Here is a 13,819-nt window from a genome sequence, read left to right as displayed (position 1 = left end):
GGGAAACGATAGGTCACACCCGCGGACCCGCAGCTGGTGGGCTGATGAGGGTGCTCATCGACTGGCGGAAGACGCGTTCGTACATGTCGCCGGTGAGGAAGTCGGTGGGGAAGCCCATGTCGATGGCGCTGGCGTTGTCGAGGCGTTGGCGGGTGGCGGGGTCGAGGGTGGTGTTCAGGCAGGCGAGGTTTTCCTGCAGTTGGTCGACGGTGCGGGCGCCGATGATGGGCACGATCGCGCTGGAGCGCTGGCGTAGCCAGGCCAGGGCTACTTGTGCTGGTCGTACGCCCAGGTCTTCGGCGATGTCGCTGACCTGTGCGGCTACGGCGAGCTTGGCCTCGCTGATGCGGTCGGGGCGGGCGAATTCGGCGTGGTGGAGGCGCCCGGAACCGTTGCCGGCGGCGGTGTACTTCCCGCTCAGGATGCCGGAGCCCAGGCCGCCCCAGGTGGTCACGCCCAGGCCGAGGCGTTCGGCCATCGGTAGGAGTTCTCGTTCGGGGGTGCGCTCGACGAGGCTGTAGGGCAGCTGCACGGCGGCCAGTGGTGCCCATCCGCGTAGTTCCGCGATCGTCTGGGAGCGGGCGATCACCCATGCGGGGGTGTCGGAGAGCCCGATGTGGAGCACCTTGCCGGAGGTCACGAGGTCGTCGAGGGCGCGCAAGACCTCTTCCTGGGGGGTGGCCTGGTCCCAGGCGTGCATCCAGTACAGGTCGATGTAGTCGGTGCCCAGGCGGCGCAAGCTGGCCTCGACCGATTGGCGGATGTTCTTGCGGCCGTTGCCCCAGGCGTTGGGATCTCCGGCGCGCAGGCCGGCGCTGAACTTCGTGGCGATGACGTAGTGGTCGCGTTCGGCGCCGACGAACTCGCCGAGGAAGGTCTCGGACTCGCCGCCTTGGTAGGTGTTCGCGGTGTCGAAGAAGTTTCCGCCGGCCTCGACGAAGGCGTCGAAGACCTTGCGGCTGTCTGCCTTGTCCGCGCCCCAGGAGCCGCGTTGTTGTCCGAATGTCATGGCGCCGAGGCACAGTTCGGACACGCGCAGGCCGCTTTGGCCCAGCGGCTGATATCTCATCATGATCAAATGCCCTTTCCGGTGTGGTCGAGGAGTGCCTCGCGTACGTGCTCGGCCTGCTGGAGCGCGTCGGGGACGTCGTCGGTGGCGGCGACGATGGTGAAACTTGTGCAGCCGACCTCGAGGTAGCCGTGGAGGAACTCGGCGACGTCGGTGGCGGTGCCGGCCGCGCACCACCGTTCCACCTTCTCCAGGGGCATGCCGTACCGCTGGCCGATGAACGTCTCGAGCTGGGACCGCGCCCGGCGCGCGTCGGGGTCCACCGCGACGAACACCGTCAGACCGTGGCGGAAGTTCGTGGTGCGTCCGGCCGCGGCGGCGAGCTCGGCCAGCTCGGCGGTGGCGGTGGCGAAGCGGCGCGGTGAGGTCCACATCGCCTGCCACCCATCACCAAGGCGGGCCACGCGCCGTAACGCGGCCTCGGACCGCCCGCCCACCAGGATCTGCGGTGGGCGCGACACGGCGGGCAAGAGGCGTGCCGCGTCGAAGGCGAAGTGCTCACCGCGGTGGGTGACCTCCTCCCCGGCGAGGAGGGGACGCAGCACTTCCAGGGCCTCGTCGGTGCGCCGCCCGCGCCGGGCGGGGTCGACCCCGCAGACCTCTAACTCGTGGCGGTCCTCCCCGCCGACGCCGACCGCGAGGGTCAGCCGGCCCGGCGCGATCCGGTCCAGATCCACCAGGTGCCGGGCGGCCAGGACCGGGTGGCGCAGGGCGAGGAGGAAGACCCCCACGGTCACCGGCAGCCGGTCCTGCACCGAGAGCAGCGCGGCCGCGTTCAACAGCCCGTCCACGCCCACCCCGCCACGAAAGCTCACGTGATCGGCGATCGAGAGGTAATCCACCTCGGCCCGGCCGGCCTGTGCCATCGCGGGCAGGAGGGAGCCGCCGGGGGAGTCGAGAAAGATGCTCGTGACGCTGACACCCAGGTGCCAGTTTCGGTCCATGATGACGACGACCCATCTCTCGGCGCGCGGAAAATCGGAAGCGGCGCAATCGTCGCGCGGACTGATCCGACATTTCGGATCAGTCTATGAGGTGTCGGTGCGGCTCGGGAAGCCTTGGCGCGCTCCAGTGGGCATTGGCGGCGCCGGTTCTGAAGCGGAGGCTCGCGCTTGCGATGTCGTTGACACGGCACCGGGCAGTCCCTAGCATCCGGGATTACGTCAATGCTGACGAAGTGTCGAGACCCTAAAGCGGGGCGATGAGGTCCCGCAGAGAGCCAAGCGGCATCGCCGGACTATCACCGAGCCGAGCTATACCCACCGGTGCACGTGTTCTCGCGCGCACCGAGCCGGCGAACACCACGACGAGTGAGGTAAGCCCGTGATCGAAAGCAGTGTCGCGCCAAGTATCGATATCTCGCGCGTCCGCAAGGAAGTCGACAATGCCGCATTGGCGCGCGAGGTGCTCGCAGGCGGCGAGATCGCCCGCAGTGAGGATTTCGGTGGCTTCTGGGCCGTCGTCAGCAACGCCGCGGTCAAGAAGGCCGCGGCCGACGCCGCGACCTTCTGCTCCAGCGGCGGCGCCTCCCTGCCGAGCGTGAAGCTCCCCATCCCCGCGTTGCCGCTCGAGGCGGACCCGCCGAACCACCGCGAGCTGCGCAAGCTCCTCACGCCCGAGCTGCGCCCAGAGCGCATCCTCGCCTGGGAGGACGCCATTCGCGCGGCCGTCGACGAGTGCATCGACGCGTTCATCGAACGGGGGAGCGCAGACCTCTCCGCCGAGCTCGGCGGACGGGTCCCACCGATCATCATCGCGCAGGTGCTCGGCCTGCCCGGGGAGGACGTCGACAAGTTCGTCGGCTGGACCACCGAGATGCGCAGCTCGCTGGACCGCAACGACGTCGAGGCGAACAAGGCCGCGACGACCGCGCTGGTGGGCTACATCGACGAGCGTGTGCGCGGCGCCAAGGGCCAGGACGGGACCGACCTGTTCCATCACATCACCGACAGCGAGGTGGCCGGCCGCCCCGTCGAACACCTCGAGGCCGTGGGGACGGTGCTGACGCTCATCATCGCCGGGCAGACCACCACCGTGAACGGCATCTCTTCGCTGCTCCGCCTGGTCAGTGAGCGACCCGAGATCAAGCAGGCGCTGCAGGACGACCCCAGCCTGATCCCCGCGGCGATCGACGAGGCGCTGCGCCTGGAGGCGCCGGTGCAGTACATGGCCCGCACGGTGACCAGCGACACGGTCTTCGGTGGGGTGGAGATGAAGGCGGGGGACAAGGTCGCGCTGCTCTTCGGGCTGGCCAACCTCGACGAGGCCGGCTTCGAGAACCCGGGGAAGTTCGACCTGGGCCGCCGGCACAACAACCATCTCGCCTTCGGGCACGGCATCCACCGGTGTGTGGGGGAGCACCTGGCGCGTGCCGAGATGCGGATCTCGCTCGAGCAGATGCTCGCCCGCGTGCCGGACTTCCGCCTCGACGGCGACGTCCAGGTCGGCGTCGGCGGCCACGCGCCTTTCAACCGTGGTCCCCTCGCCGTTCCCGTCACGTTCACACCGGGCAAGAAGGTCCGCGCCTGATCACTGCAGCATCCTCACCAACGATTTAGGAGCAGACATGACAGAAGTTGGCGCGAGCGTGCGTACCGCCGCACGCGGCGACGAGGCGGACCGGCTGCGGACGAGCGCTGCGGTGGTCAACACGGCGGGGGCGCCCTTCGAGATCGAAGAGCTCGAGATCTCCCGACCGCTCGGCAGGGAGGTCCTGGTCGAGGTGAAGGCCTCGGGCCTGTGCCACAGCGACCTCACGTTCGCTCGCTCCGGCATGGGTTACCCGCCCCCGGTCGTGCTCGGGCACGAGGTGGCCGGCGTCGTCACCGAGGTGGGGCCGGAGGTGACGACGCACGCGGTCGGCGACCATGTCGTCGCGAGCCTGATCCAGTTCTGCGGGACCTGCGCCACCTGCCTGTCCGGGCGGACCTACCAGTGCCCGGTGGGCGGGACGCTCCGCGCGCCGGAGGAGGCGCCCCGCCTGAGCCGTGACGGCGAGGCGATCACGCAGGGCCTGGGCCTTGGTGGATTCGCTCAGCGCGCTCTCATCCATGAGCGGCAGCTGGTGACGGTGCCCAAGACCTTGCCGTTTGCCCTGGCCGCGCTGCTGGGCTGCGCCGTGGTCACGGGCGCCGGTGCCGTCATCAACACCGCGAACGTGCAGGCTGGCCAGACCGTCGTCGTCATCGGCGCCGGTGGCGTCGGCCTCAACGCTATCAGCGGCGCGGTCATCGCCGGCGCCGCCCACATCGTGGCCGTCGACGTCCATGACGCCAAGCTCGAACTCGCCCGGGCGTTCGGAGCCACCCACGTGGTCAATTCCGCGAAGGCCGATCCCGTGGAGCTCGTCCGAGACCTCGGGGGAGCCGATGCCGTCTTCGACCTGGTCGGAGCCAAGGCCGTGACGGAACAGGCGCTCGAGATGCTCGTGAAGGGTGGCGCCCTCTACCTCATCGGTGCGGTGGGCATGGGCGAGAGGATGGACCTCGACATCATCGGCATGATCGCGGGCCAACGCCGGATCCAGGGCGTGAACATGGGTTCGAGCAACATCGCAAGGGATATCCCCATGTACGCCGATCTCTATCTTGGCGGGCGCATGAACCTCGACGGCCTCGTCTCCAAGGAGATCTCGCTCGCGGAGATCAACGACGGATACGCCGCGCTCGAGGACCCCTCGATCGCCCGCGTGGTGATCACCTCGTTCTGAGTTCTGAGTTCTGAGTTCTGAGTTCTGAGTTCGGAGTTCTGAGTTCGGAGAGCTATGGGCGCACGTTCACACGTGCGCCCATAGCTCTCCCCGGAGAGTTTTACGACCGAAGGTTCGCCGGGACGGTGTCCGCCGGTGAGCGACGACAGTGAGGTGAGCTCGATGAGCAGTTCCGATACGCATGCTCGGATCGACATGTCCAAGTTGCGCACCCAGGTGGACAACGCCGCCGTGGCGCGCGAGATGCTGACCGAGGGCCAGGTGGTCCGCAGCGAGGAGTTCGGGGGATTCTGGGCAGTCCTGGGGTACGCCGAGGTGAAGAAGGCGGCGGCTGACGCGGCGACCTTCTGCTCCAGTGGGGGCGCGTCACTGCCGAGCGTGCGGCTGCCGATCCCGGCGCTGCCGCTCGAGGCTGACCCACCCGAGCACCGCGACCTCCGCAAGCTGCTCACCCCCGAGCTACGACCGGAACGGGTGGCGGCGTGGGAGGACGACATCCGCCGGGTCGTGAACGAATGTATCGACGATTTCATCGGGCGCGGCAGCGCGGACCTTGCGCACGAACTGGGCAGCCGCGTGCCGCCGATCATCATCACCTACCTCCTCGGCCTGCCCGCGGACGATGCCGACGACTTCGTCGAGTGGACCACGGAGATGCGGCGCTCACTGGACCGCGGCGATCTGGAGGCGAACAAGAAGGCGACCACGGCACTGGTGGCCTACGTCGACGAGCGCGTGCGCCAGGCAAAGGGAGTGCGGGGCGATGACCTGTTCCACCACATCGCCAACGCGGAAGTCGCCGGGCGGCACATCGAGCACCTCGAGGCGGTCGGCACGCTGCTCACACTGGTCATCGCCGGGCACACCACCACCGTGAACGGCATTTCCTCGCTGCTCCGCCTGGTGGGGGAGCGTCCCGAGATCAAGCGGCGCCTGCAAGAGCAACCCGACCTCATCCACGCCGCCATCGACGAGGCCCTGCGCCTGGAGGCCCCCACCCAGTTCATGGCGCGCACGCTGACCAAGGACACCTCGTTCGGTGGTGTGCAGATGAGCGCGGGCGACAAGGTGGCCCTCGTCTTCGGGGTGGGCAACCTCGACGACGCCGCCTTCGAGGAGCCGGGGGAGTTCCGGCTCGACCGGGGGCACGGCACCAGCCACCTCGCCTTCGGGCACGGGGTGCACCGGTGCGTCGGCGAGCATCTCGCGAGGGCGGAGATGCGTATCTCCCTGGAGGAAGTGTTGCGCCGCCTGCCGGACTTCGAGATCACCGGCGAGGTCGCAGTCGGCGGGGATGCACCCTTCAATCGCGGCCCACTCGCGCTTCCGGTCTCCTTCACCCCTCAGATGCCCACCGCCTGACCGCGGGTGGGCGTAGCCAGCGCGCAAAGAAGCGGCCCTTGGTTGCTTGGAACTCCTAGCAACCAAGGGCCGCTCGACGTTGGTGAGTGGCCGTAGAAGATGCCCCTCACGAGCAACGTCGGTGGATCAGGCGGTGGGCCTGTTGGGGGCGAGGACGTCCTCGACGAGCCTGTCGACCAAGGGCGTCACGTCGATGTCGTCCTTGTTATCGGCGTACCACTCGGCGAACTCGGCCCACGTGACGTCCTCGGTGAAGCCCAGCTCCTCGATCACGTCGCCCCACTTCTCGTGGGACTCGCGGGCCGCGTCGACGAGCTGCTGACCGTCAACGCCCTCGGGTGCGTTGCCCGCCGCCTCCGCGACGGAGGCCTCCATGTAGGCGACCTGGCCCTTCCGGGTCTCCTCGTCCCACTCGTGAATGGTCACCCCGGCGTCGAGGCCGGACTGCAGGGCGCTGAAGAGGACGCCGAACTCGCGGTCAATGAACGAGGACTCGAGGTAGACGTCGAGGCGGTCCCACAGCAGCTGACGCACGGGCAGCGGCAGGTCGTCCCAGGTGGTCTTGTTGATCGCAAGGCCACCGCCTGCCGGCGGCTGCTGTGCCTTGCTGTCGAGCGTCCAGTGCTTGGCGACCTCGGACAGGCCCATCGAGTCGACCACCGAGAGAGCGGTGGCGGCGCAGTCCACGACGCCGCGCTGGAGCGCGGAGTAGACCTCCGCGGTGGGGACATCGGCCGTGGCCGCGCCCAGCTCCTTGACCAGCCCGGTCGTCAGCGGGGAGTTTGTGCGAATGGTCTTGCCGGCCGCGTCCTCCGCCGAGCTGACTGGCTCCGTGCAGAAGAGGCCGTTGCCGGCGCCGGGCAGCCACCAAAGCAGCGGCTCGATGTTGTTGGCACGAGCCTCCTCCAGCAGCGCCTCCTGCGTGTTGCCGAACTCCACCCACTGGGCAACCATCTGCATGGTCCCCACGAACGGGCTGGGGTTGTGCAGGGGCATGAGGTCACCGGTGTAGGTGGCGATCGGGAACAGCTCCGGCGCGGTGTACTGCAGCAGGTAGCCGCCGTCGACGAGCCCGTCACGCAGCCCCTGCCCCATCTCGTGGACGGGCACGCGCGAGCCGGAGTAGAGCAGCTCGATCGCGACCTTGCCGTCGGACCACTCCTCCACGGCCGCGGCCCACTTCTCCGCCGGGGCCGTGGTGGCTACACCCGGCGCGGTGGGAAACTGGAAGCTAAGCTCAACCGGGTCGATGTTCGCCAGCGCCTCGGCGTACTCCTCCTTGCTGGCCCCCGGCTCCACCGAAGCGGTGTCCCCGGCTGCGGGGTCGCCCCCGTTGTCGTCCGCACCGCTCGAGCCGCCGCAGGCCGACAAGGTGAGTCCGGCCACGGCCAACGTGCTGATCGCGATAGCGGCTCGCCGGTTGCGAAGCAGTCGCTTGTTTCGCATTCCATACCTCCATGGTCCCACTCGGCAGGCTACGGTGCCCACCGAAATCTCGGCGCACACTACGGCTCACTGTGATCCAGGTCAATGGCTCCGCAGGGCAATGGCGGCACTGTTGCGAGATCGACACCTCAGGGCTCGGCCCGGCAGTGTCATGCGCCTCCCGAAGCAGGGGTGCACCTCGCAAGCCGCCGGCGACGAGGGCGTCGGAGTAGTCGGGTCCGCCGCAGCTGACCGGGGCCTGGACGGTTCTTGCGGTGCACGACGCTCCGGAATACTCTTCGAGATATCGCAGCCGCCAGCCTCGAGGGGGCAAGCTCCGCCGAGCTTCAGGATGCGGGAGGACGCTCAGAGAGGAGCCATGATGCGACCGCGATCGTCAGAACTACCTGCGGATGCGGAGGCGGTATGTCGGGTCGGATGGCACTATGCCCGGCTCCGGGTGAGGCGCCCCGCCAGGGAAGCCGTGCGCTCTGGGCATAGGCGCGCGCAGCAAGACGGCATCTCGACACTACCGGCGAACGACGAAGAGCGGATCGCAGTCCGGTCGACGTCTCGCAGGCACGCGTGCGCCGTGGCGAATCGACACCAGCAGGTATAGAGAAGGGGAAGAGCTATGACGATTGATACGACCACAGACTGGAAGGCCATTGATAACCGCCTTCTAGACCCCCAGTGGTACGCGAAGGGGGACTTCCACGACACGTACCGGCTGCTGCGCCAGCAGGACCCGGTCCACTGGACCGAGGACGAGAACTATGGCCACCCGTACTGGGCGGTCATGTCGTATGCAGCGATTCGGGAAGTCCAGGACCGCTGGGACATGTTCAGCAACAGGTTGGGCACCCCGGTCCCTCCCCGCGCGGCCAAGCGGTTCACCCCTGAGCAGCGCCATGCGTTGGGAATCGACACGCTGATCGCGACCATCGACCCGCCGCTCCACCGGGTCTACCGGCGCCCGATCAACAAGCACTTCTCGGTGCCGGCGATCGCCAAGCTCACCGACATGACCGACCGCATCATCGACGACCTGATCAACGAGGTCGCGGACAAGGACGAGTTCGACTTCGCCCAAGAGGTCGCCGCCGAGCTGCCCATGCGTCTGATCCTGGGCTTCCTCGGCGCTCCCCAGGAGGACTGGAAGAGCCTTCAGGAAACCGTGAATCGCTACGCGCTCCACGCCGACCCCGCGTACACGATCGACAACGACCCGATCAAGACGATGGAGATCGCGCGCCAGCAGCTCTCGGACTACGCCATTGCGCTGGCCGAGGACCGGGCGAAGAACCCCCGCGACGACCTCGCCACGAAGATCAGCGCGCTGAAGGTCGACGGCGACAACCTCAGCCCGCACGAGATCAGGAACTGGTTCATCAACCTCATCCTCGGTGGGCTCGAGACCTCCATCAACGGCTTGGGCACGGGCATGTGGCAGTTCATCGAGAACCCGGACCAGCGCGACCTGCTGCTGTCCGACCCGTCCCTGGTTCCCAATGCCGTCGAAGAGGTGCTCCGCTGGGGGTCCCCCTCCCGCGTCCAGAGCAGGATCGCGAACGACGACATCACCATTGGTGGCAAGGAGATCAAGGCCGGGGACTGGGTGTTCCTGTTCGCCGCGTCGGGCAACCGCGACGAGTCCGTGTGGGAGGAGCCGGACCGCTTCAACATCGGCCGCGAGCTCATCGACCACCTCTCCTTCGGCGAAGGCATCCACAAGTGCCTGGGCCGCAACCTAATCCGCCTCGAGATGGCACGCTTCTTCCCCAAGTTCCTCGCCGCGTTCCCCAAGCTGAGCCTGGCCGGTGAACCCGTGTGGAACGTGGACTTCCACGGAAACGGCTTCAAGCGCCTTCCCGTGACCCACAACAACGTCGTCGTTCGCTGACTCAGAAAAGGAATTCCCCGGTGCCCAAGGTCAAGTTTCGCATTGCCGGATCCGACGACCTCGTCGTCGACGGAGCAGTGGGCTCAAGCATCATGCAGGTAGCCGTGGGGGCCGACGTGCCCGGCATCATCGGCGAATGCGGCGGCGACCTGTCCTGCGCAACCTGCCACGTCTACGTCGAGGACCAATCGCCCTTCAAGCGCCGCACGGAAGACGAGGAAGACCTCCTCGAGCTGGCCGACAACGTCTGCGACAACAGCCGACTGAGCTGCCAACTCGCGCTCACCGACGCGGTCGACCTCGTCGAGGTCGAGGTACCAGCGGGATGACCACCCCTACGTACGACGTGCTGATCGCCGCCTGAGGGTCGCGATCAAGATGCTGCTTGGTGTCCGATGAGGATGGATGCCAAGCAGCATCTTTGTCTTGGCCCCAACGGCCGAGGGTGGGGATATCTGGGGGGCCGCCCTTCAACGCAACAGCCCCCGGCCGCCTCTGTGGAGCCGACTGGGGGCTGGAGAGCGGGCTAGGGGCTCAGGCGAGACGGAGGGAGGAGGGCTAACGGCTAGGGAGACGGCGAGACGCCGGCGCCGCGAATCTCGATCGGATCGAGCAGGTCGCCGACCTTGTAGACGTCGCCGAGCAGCGCGACCCCCGCCGACGTCAGGGTCGGTCTGGGCACTGTCAGTTCCTGCGGGGCCCGGACCACCTCGCCGAACTCAGCGATGGTGACCCGTCGGCCGGGGTACCGAGGATCCCGTTGCGAGAGGATCGAGACGACGCCGCTGCCGTCGTTCCGCAAGCCCACCCACGGAGCGCTGATCGACACCGACAGCATGCCGAAATAGCCACTAAAACCTACGGTGCCCTCGAAAGCGAGAACTGAATCCACGCCGGCGTCCGCCGCGTCAGCGCCGACCGGTGCGTCGGGCTGAGACGTCCCCTTCATTTCGAAGCGGCCATCGCCGGCTATGCCGGCGCCGCCGCCGACGACTTCCTGCCCGTCCGCCAGCGAGGCGACGTACGCCCGGAAACTCTCGCGCAGGGACCACCAAAGCGTGACGTCAGAAACTGGCATAATCCCGTCCCGGTTAAAGCGCGTCGGTATACTCGCGGCCCAGCAAGGCCTCGCGTAGGCGGATCGAAGAGTCCCGGATGAGCTCCGGGGAGACCTTGTGTCCGAGGAGCTTGCGTGCGTCGACGTAGTCCTTCATGGCATTGACGGTATCCACCGCCTGCACCCGGCCATCCTTGAGGTAGACCACCGAGAAGGAACCCTCGTCCCGGCCGCAACGGACGACCTGATCGTCGTAGTCCCTCACCAGGCCGACCGTCTTGATGCGGGCATCGAACTGGTCGGACCAGAAGTACGGTTCCAGGCTGTACGCACTGGTGTCGCCAGCGAGCAGGGCCGCCACGTGGGCGCCCTGAGCGGCCGCGTTCTGCACGGATTCCAGGCGTGTGCGGACTCCCTGGTAGGGGAAGTTCGCGCAGTCGCCGACGGCGTACACGTCCGCCAGGCTCGTCCGGCAGTGGGCGTCGATGTCCACGCCGTTCGAGCACTCGGCCCCGGCGGCCGCCAAGACCGCCGTGTTCGGCGCGACGCCCACCGCCATCAGCACCGAATCGGCGTCGATCGTGCGCCCATCGGCGAGCAGCACCCCGGATGCGCGCCCGTCCCGCTCGAGCACCTCGACGACCTGAGCGTCCAGCTCCACCTGCACCCCGCGGTCGCGGTGCAGGCGCAGCAATCGCTCCGACAGCTCCGTTCCCGTCACCCGGGACAGGAGGCGTGAGCGGGACTCGAGCACGGCCGCGCTCGCCCCCGCCGTCACGCACGAACTGGCGACCTCCAACCCGATGTAACCACCGCCGATCACGACGATCCGGGCGCCGGGACGCAGCTCTGGACCGAAGCGCTGGGCGTCCGCCAGGCTCCGGAGGAAGTGGACCCCCGGCAGGTCGGCACCGGGAATGGGCACCTTGATCGGCGCTGCCCCGGCGGCCCAGACGAGATGTCCGTAGGTGATGTGCGTGCCACGAGAGGTGGTGACGACGTGCGCCGCGGGGTCCAGAGCGGTGACGCGATGCTCGAGCAGCACCTCGATGCCGTTCTCCGCCCAGTACGGTTCGGGTCGGATGAGCAGGTCACCCAACGTGACCTTCCCGTTGAAGAAGCCTTTCGTCAGCGGCGGCCTCTCGTACGGATGCGCGGCTTCGTCCGAGAGCAAGCCGATGGACCCGGCGTAGTTCAGCTCCCGCAGTTTGATCGCCGCGTGGGCGCCGGCGTGGCCGGCGCCCACGATCAGCACGTCGTACGTGGGGATGGTCATCCCGCCGGCACCTCGACCTCGACGAGGTCGACCGCGTCGGTGAGTGCGAGTTGGCAGCTCAGTCGGCTGTTGTCGCAGACGTTGTCGGCCAGCTCGAGGAGGTCTTCCTCGTCCTCCGTGCGGCGCTTGAAGGGGGACTGGTCCTTGACGTAGACGTGGCAGGTTGCGCAGGACAGGTCGCCGCCGCATTCGCCGATGATGCCGGGCACGTCGGCCCTCACGGCTACCTGCATGATGCTTGAGCCGACTGCTCCGTCGACGACGAGGTCGTCGGATCCGGCAATGCGAAACTTGACCTTGGGCACCGGGAGATTCCTTTTTCTGAGTCAGCGAACGACGACGTTGTTGTGGGTCACGGGAAGGCGCTTGAAGCCGTTTCCGTGGTAGTCCACGTTCCACACGGGTTCACCGGCCAGGCTCAGCTTGGGGAACGCGGCGAGGAACTTGGGGAAGAAGCGTGCCATCTCGAGGCGGATCAGGTTGCGGCCCAGGCACTTGTGGATGCCTTCGCCGAAGGAGAGGTGGTCGATGAGCTCGCGGCCGATGTTGAAGCGGTCCGGCTCCTCCCACACGGTCTCGTCGCGGTTGCCCGACGCGGCGAACAGCATCACCCAGTCGCCGGCCTTCATCTCCTTGCCGTGGAAGTCGAGGTCCTCGTTCACCACTCGGCACTGGACGCGGGAGGGGGACCCCCAGCGGAGCACCTCTTCGACGGCGTTGGAAACCAGGGACGGGTCGGACAGCAGCAGGTCGCGCTGGTCCGGGTTCTCGATGAACTGCCACATGCCCGTGCCCAGGCCGTTGATGGAGGTCTCGAGCCCACCGAGGATGAAGTTGATAAACCAGTTCTTGACCTCGTGGGGGCTCAGGTAGTCGCCGTCCACCTTGAGCTTCCCGACCTTCGAGGCGAGGTCGTCGCGAGGGTTCTTCGCCCGGTCCTCGGCCAGCGCAATGGCGTACTCCGACAGCTCCGCCCGGCCGATCTCCATGGTCTTGATCGGGTCGTTGTCGATCGTGACGGCGGGGTCGGCGTGGAGCGCGTAGCGGTTCGTGGAGGCCTGCAGGCTCTTCCAGTCTTCCTCCGGCACACCGATGAAGCCGAGCACGAGGCGCATCGGCAGCTCGGCGGCGACCTCTTGGGCGAAGTCGAACTCGTCCTTGTCCGCGACCTCGTTGATCAGGTCATCGACGATGCGGTCGGCCAGGTCGGTGAGCTTGGCGATCGCCGGCACCGAGAAGTGCTTGTTGATCGGGCGGCGGTAGATGCGGTGGAGCGGCGGGTCGAGCGTCGCGATGGAGGTGTCCAGCCCCATCTGGTGGCGCTGCTCGGGTGGAATCCTCTTGCCGGAGCGTGGCGGGACGGGCGTGCCGATGCGGCTGCTGAACATGTCCCAGCGGTCCTGGATCTCACGGATGTGCGCGTACGTGGTGATCGCCCAGTACGGGTGCCCGTAACGCTCGTCCTCGGTCCAGTGGATGGGGTCTTCCTGGCGCAGGATGCGGTACGTGTCGTGGAAGTTCCCCTGCGCGTACCAGTGCGGGTCGAGCAGAAGGTTGTCGATGGCCTTCCAGTCCGTTGTTGTCTCAGTTGTCATGCCTGTTTCCCTTCGCCGTATTTACTGCTGTCGACCGCGCGGAGCACCTCGCCCGCCACCCTCGGCCGCGTTCCGAGGCCGCACGCCGTCGCCGCTCGCCAGCGAGCATCGTCGACTGTGGGCCCGGCGCCGTGCCGGTCATGAGTTCGTCTGTTGCCATCCGCTCCGATGTGCCGCCCCCACGCCAGGTGTCAGCGAGCTACATTCGGCGTGCGGCCCACGTCTCCTCTCTGAGCGTGTTCCCGCCACGGACGCCTCGTCCGAGCGGTGCTAACGACTCTTCGAACTGTATTCCGAGGATTCGTGTGAAGCAAGGGCGTCCGCTGCCGTCCGGAGGGGGCGGGGAGCGGGGTCGGGGCCACGGACCTCCGGTCAAGTGTCGCGAACATCGCCCTGACCCGTCGCGATGCTCGTGGCGTAGCG

At 67.6% G+C, this 13,819-nt stretch carries 12 protein-coding genes; 5 read left to right on the top strand and 7 right to left on the bottom strand.

What is annotated here, in order from left to right; translation table 11 throughout:
* Nucleotides 1-13 precede the first annotated feature (13 nt).
* Nucleotides 14-1,069 (bottom strand): aldo/keto reductase, encoded by a 1,056-nt coding sequence (locus ACF0H8_RS18955; protein ID WP_395290932.1) that lies wholly within the window; start codon nucleotides 1,067-1,069, stop codon nucleotides 14-16.
* A gap of 5 nt (nucleotides 1,070-1,074) precedes the next feature.
* The gene (locus ACF0H8_RS18950; RefSeq protein ID WP_395290402.1) at nucleotides 1,075-2,013 is read right to left on the bottom strand and encodes an LLM class flavin-dependent oxidoreductase; all 939 of its coding nucleotides are present in this window, start codon (nucleotides 2,011-2,013) and stop codon (nucleotides 1,075-1,077) included.
* A 379-nt stretch (nucleotides 2,014-2,392) separates the two neighbouring features.
* Here ACF0H8_RS18950 and ACF0H8_RS18945 point away from each other — a divergent pair, with 379 nt between their 5' ends.
* The 3 genes from ACF0H8_RS18945 to ACF0H8_RS18935 all read left to right on the top strand — a co-directional run bounded on the left by ACF0H8_RS18945 (nucleotide 2,393) and on the right by ACF0H8_RS18935 (nucleotide 6,140).
* A complete protein-coding gene (locus tag ACF0H8_RS18945) occupies nucleotides 2,393-3,598 on the top strand; it encodes a cytochrome P450 (protein WP_395290401.1) in 1,206 nt (401 codons plus the stop codon).
* Nucleotides 3,543-4,778: a zinc-binding dehydrogenase gene (locus tag ACF0H8_RS18940; RefSeq protein WP_395290400.1), complete on the top strand. Its 1,236-nt coding sequence runs from the start codon at nucleotides 3,543-3,545 to the stop codon at nucleotides 4,776-4,778. The genes ACF0H8_RS18945 and ACF0H8_RS18940 overlap by 56 nt, the downstream gene beginning before the upstream one ends.
* Nucleotides 4,779-4,940: 162 nt before the next feature.
* Entirely contained in the window at nucleotides 4,941-6,140 is a 1,200-nt protein-coding gene (locus tag ACF0H8_RS18935; RefSeq protein WP_395290399.1) for a cytochrome P450, read from the top strand.
* Nucleotides 6,141-6,266: 126 nt separating this feature from the next.
* Here the strand turns inward: ACF0H8_RS18935 and dctP are convergent, their stop codons facing one another.
* Nucleotides 6,267-7,586 carry a TRAP transporter substrate-binding protein DctP gene (gene dctP / locus ACF0H8_RS18930; RefSeq protein ID WP_395290398.1) on the bottom strand — a complete coding sequence of 440 codons (1,320 nt, stop codon included), beginning with the start codon at nucleotides 7,584-7,586 and terminating at the stop codon, nucleotides 6,267-6,269.
* A gap of 613 nt (nucleotides 7,587-8,199) precedes the next feature.
* Between dctP and ACF0H8_RS18925 the strand changes: the two genes are divergently transcribed.
* Nucleotides 8,200-9,468, top strand: a complete 1,269-nt coding sequence (locus ACF0H8_RS18925) for a cytochrome P450 (protein WP_395290397.1) — start codon at nucleotides 8,200-8,202, stop codon at nucleotides 9,466-9,468.
* Nucleotides 9,469-9,488: 20 nt separating this feature from the next.
* The gene (locus ACF0H8_RS18920; RefSeq protein ID WP_395290396.1) at nucleotides 9,489-9,797 is read left to right on the top strand and encodes a 2Fe-2S iron-sulfur cluster-binding protein; all 309 of its coding nucleotides are present in this window, start codon (nucleotides 9,489-9,491) and stop codon (nucleotides 9,795-9,797) included.
* A 236-nt stretch (nucleotides 9,798-10,033) separates the two neighbouring features.
* On the opposite strand, the gene ACF0H8_RS18915 is transcribed toward ACF0H8_RS18920, so the two are convergent.
* From ACF0H8_RS18915 to ACF0H8_RS18900, 4 genes are read right to left on the bottom strand one after another with little or no spacing between them, the layout of a single operon-like run.
* Complete coding sequence (locus ACF0H8_RS18915) at nucleotides 10,034-10,546, bottom strand: HtaA domain-containing protein (RefSeq protein ID WP_395290395.1); 513 nt, start codon at nucleotides 10,544-10,546, stop codon at nucleotides 10,034-10,036.
* Nucleotides 10,547-10,559: 13 nt separating this feature from the next.
* Nucleotides 10,560-11,780, bottom strand: a complete 1,221-nt coding sequence (locus ACF0H8_RS18910) for an NAD(P)/FAD-dependent oxidoreductase (protein WP_395290394.1) — start codon at nucleotides 11,778-11,780, stop codon at nucleotides 10,560-10,562.
* Nucleotides 11,781-11,797: 17 nt separating this feature from the next.
* Nucleotides 11,798-12,106 (bottom strand): 2Fe-2S iron-sulfur cluster-binding protein, encoded by a 309-nt coding sequence (locus ACF0H8_RS18905; RefSeq protein ID WP_395290393.1) that lies wholly within the window; start codon nucleotides 12,104-12,106, stop codon nucleotides 11,798-11,800.
* Nucleotides 12,107-12,127: 21 nt separating this feature from the next.
* The gene (locus ACF0H8_RS18900; protein WP_395290392.1) at nucleotides 12,128-13,396 is read right to left on the bottom strand and encodes a cytochrome P450; all 1,269 of its coding nucleotides are present in this window, start codon (nucleotides 13,394-13,396) and stop codon (nucleotides 12,128-12,130) included.
* Nucleotides 13,397-13,819 lie beyond the last annotated feature (423 nt).

The sequence above is a fragment of the Georgenia sp. AZ-5 genome (genome assembly GCF_043952095.1).
In the GTDB taxonomy this organism is placed as follows: Bacteria; Actinomycetota; Actinomycetes; order Actinomycetales; family Actinomycetaceae; genus Georgenia.
This window is presented reverse-complemented; position numbering and strand designations above follow the sequence as displayed.

Excerpts from the sequence above, each read along its gene's own strand:
- ACF0H8_RS18955 (WP_395290932.1), bottom strand. The coding sequence starts at position 1,069 with ATGAGATATCAGCCGCTGGGCCAAAGCGGCCTGCGCGTGTCCGAACTG.
- ACF0H8_RS18950 (WP_395290402.1), bottom strand. The coding sequence starts at position 2,013 with ATGGACCGAAACTGGCACCTGGGTGTCAGCGTCACGAGCATCTTTCTC.
- ACF0H8_RS18935 (WP_395290399.1), top strand. The coding sequence starts at position 4,941 with ATGAGCAGTTCCGATACGCATGCTCGGATCGACATGTCCAAGTTGCGC.
- dctP (WP_395290398.1), bottom strand. The coding sequence starts at position 7,586 with ATGCGAAACAAGCGACTGCTTCGCAACCGGCGAGCCGCTATCGCGATC.
- ACF0H8_RS18925 (WP_395290397.1), top strand. The coding sequence starts at position 8,200 with ATGACGATTGATACGACCACAGACTGGAAGGCCATTGATAACCGCCTT.
- ACF0H8_RS18915 (WP_395290395.1), bottom strand. The coding sequence starts at position 10,546 with ATGCCAGTTTCTGACGTCACGCTTTGGTGGTCCCTGCGCGAGAGTTTC.
- ACF0H8_RS18900 (WP_395290392.1), bottom strand. The coding sequence starts at position 13,396 with ATGACAACTGAGACAACAACGGACTGGAAGGCCATCGACAACCTTCTG.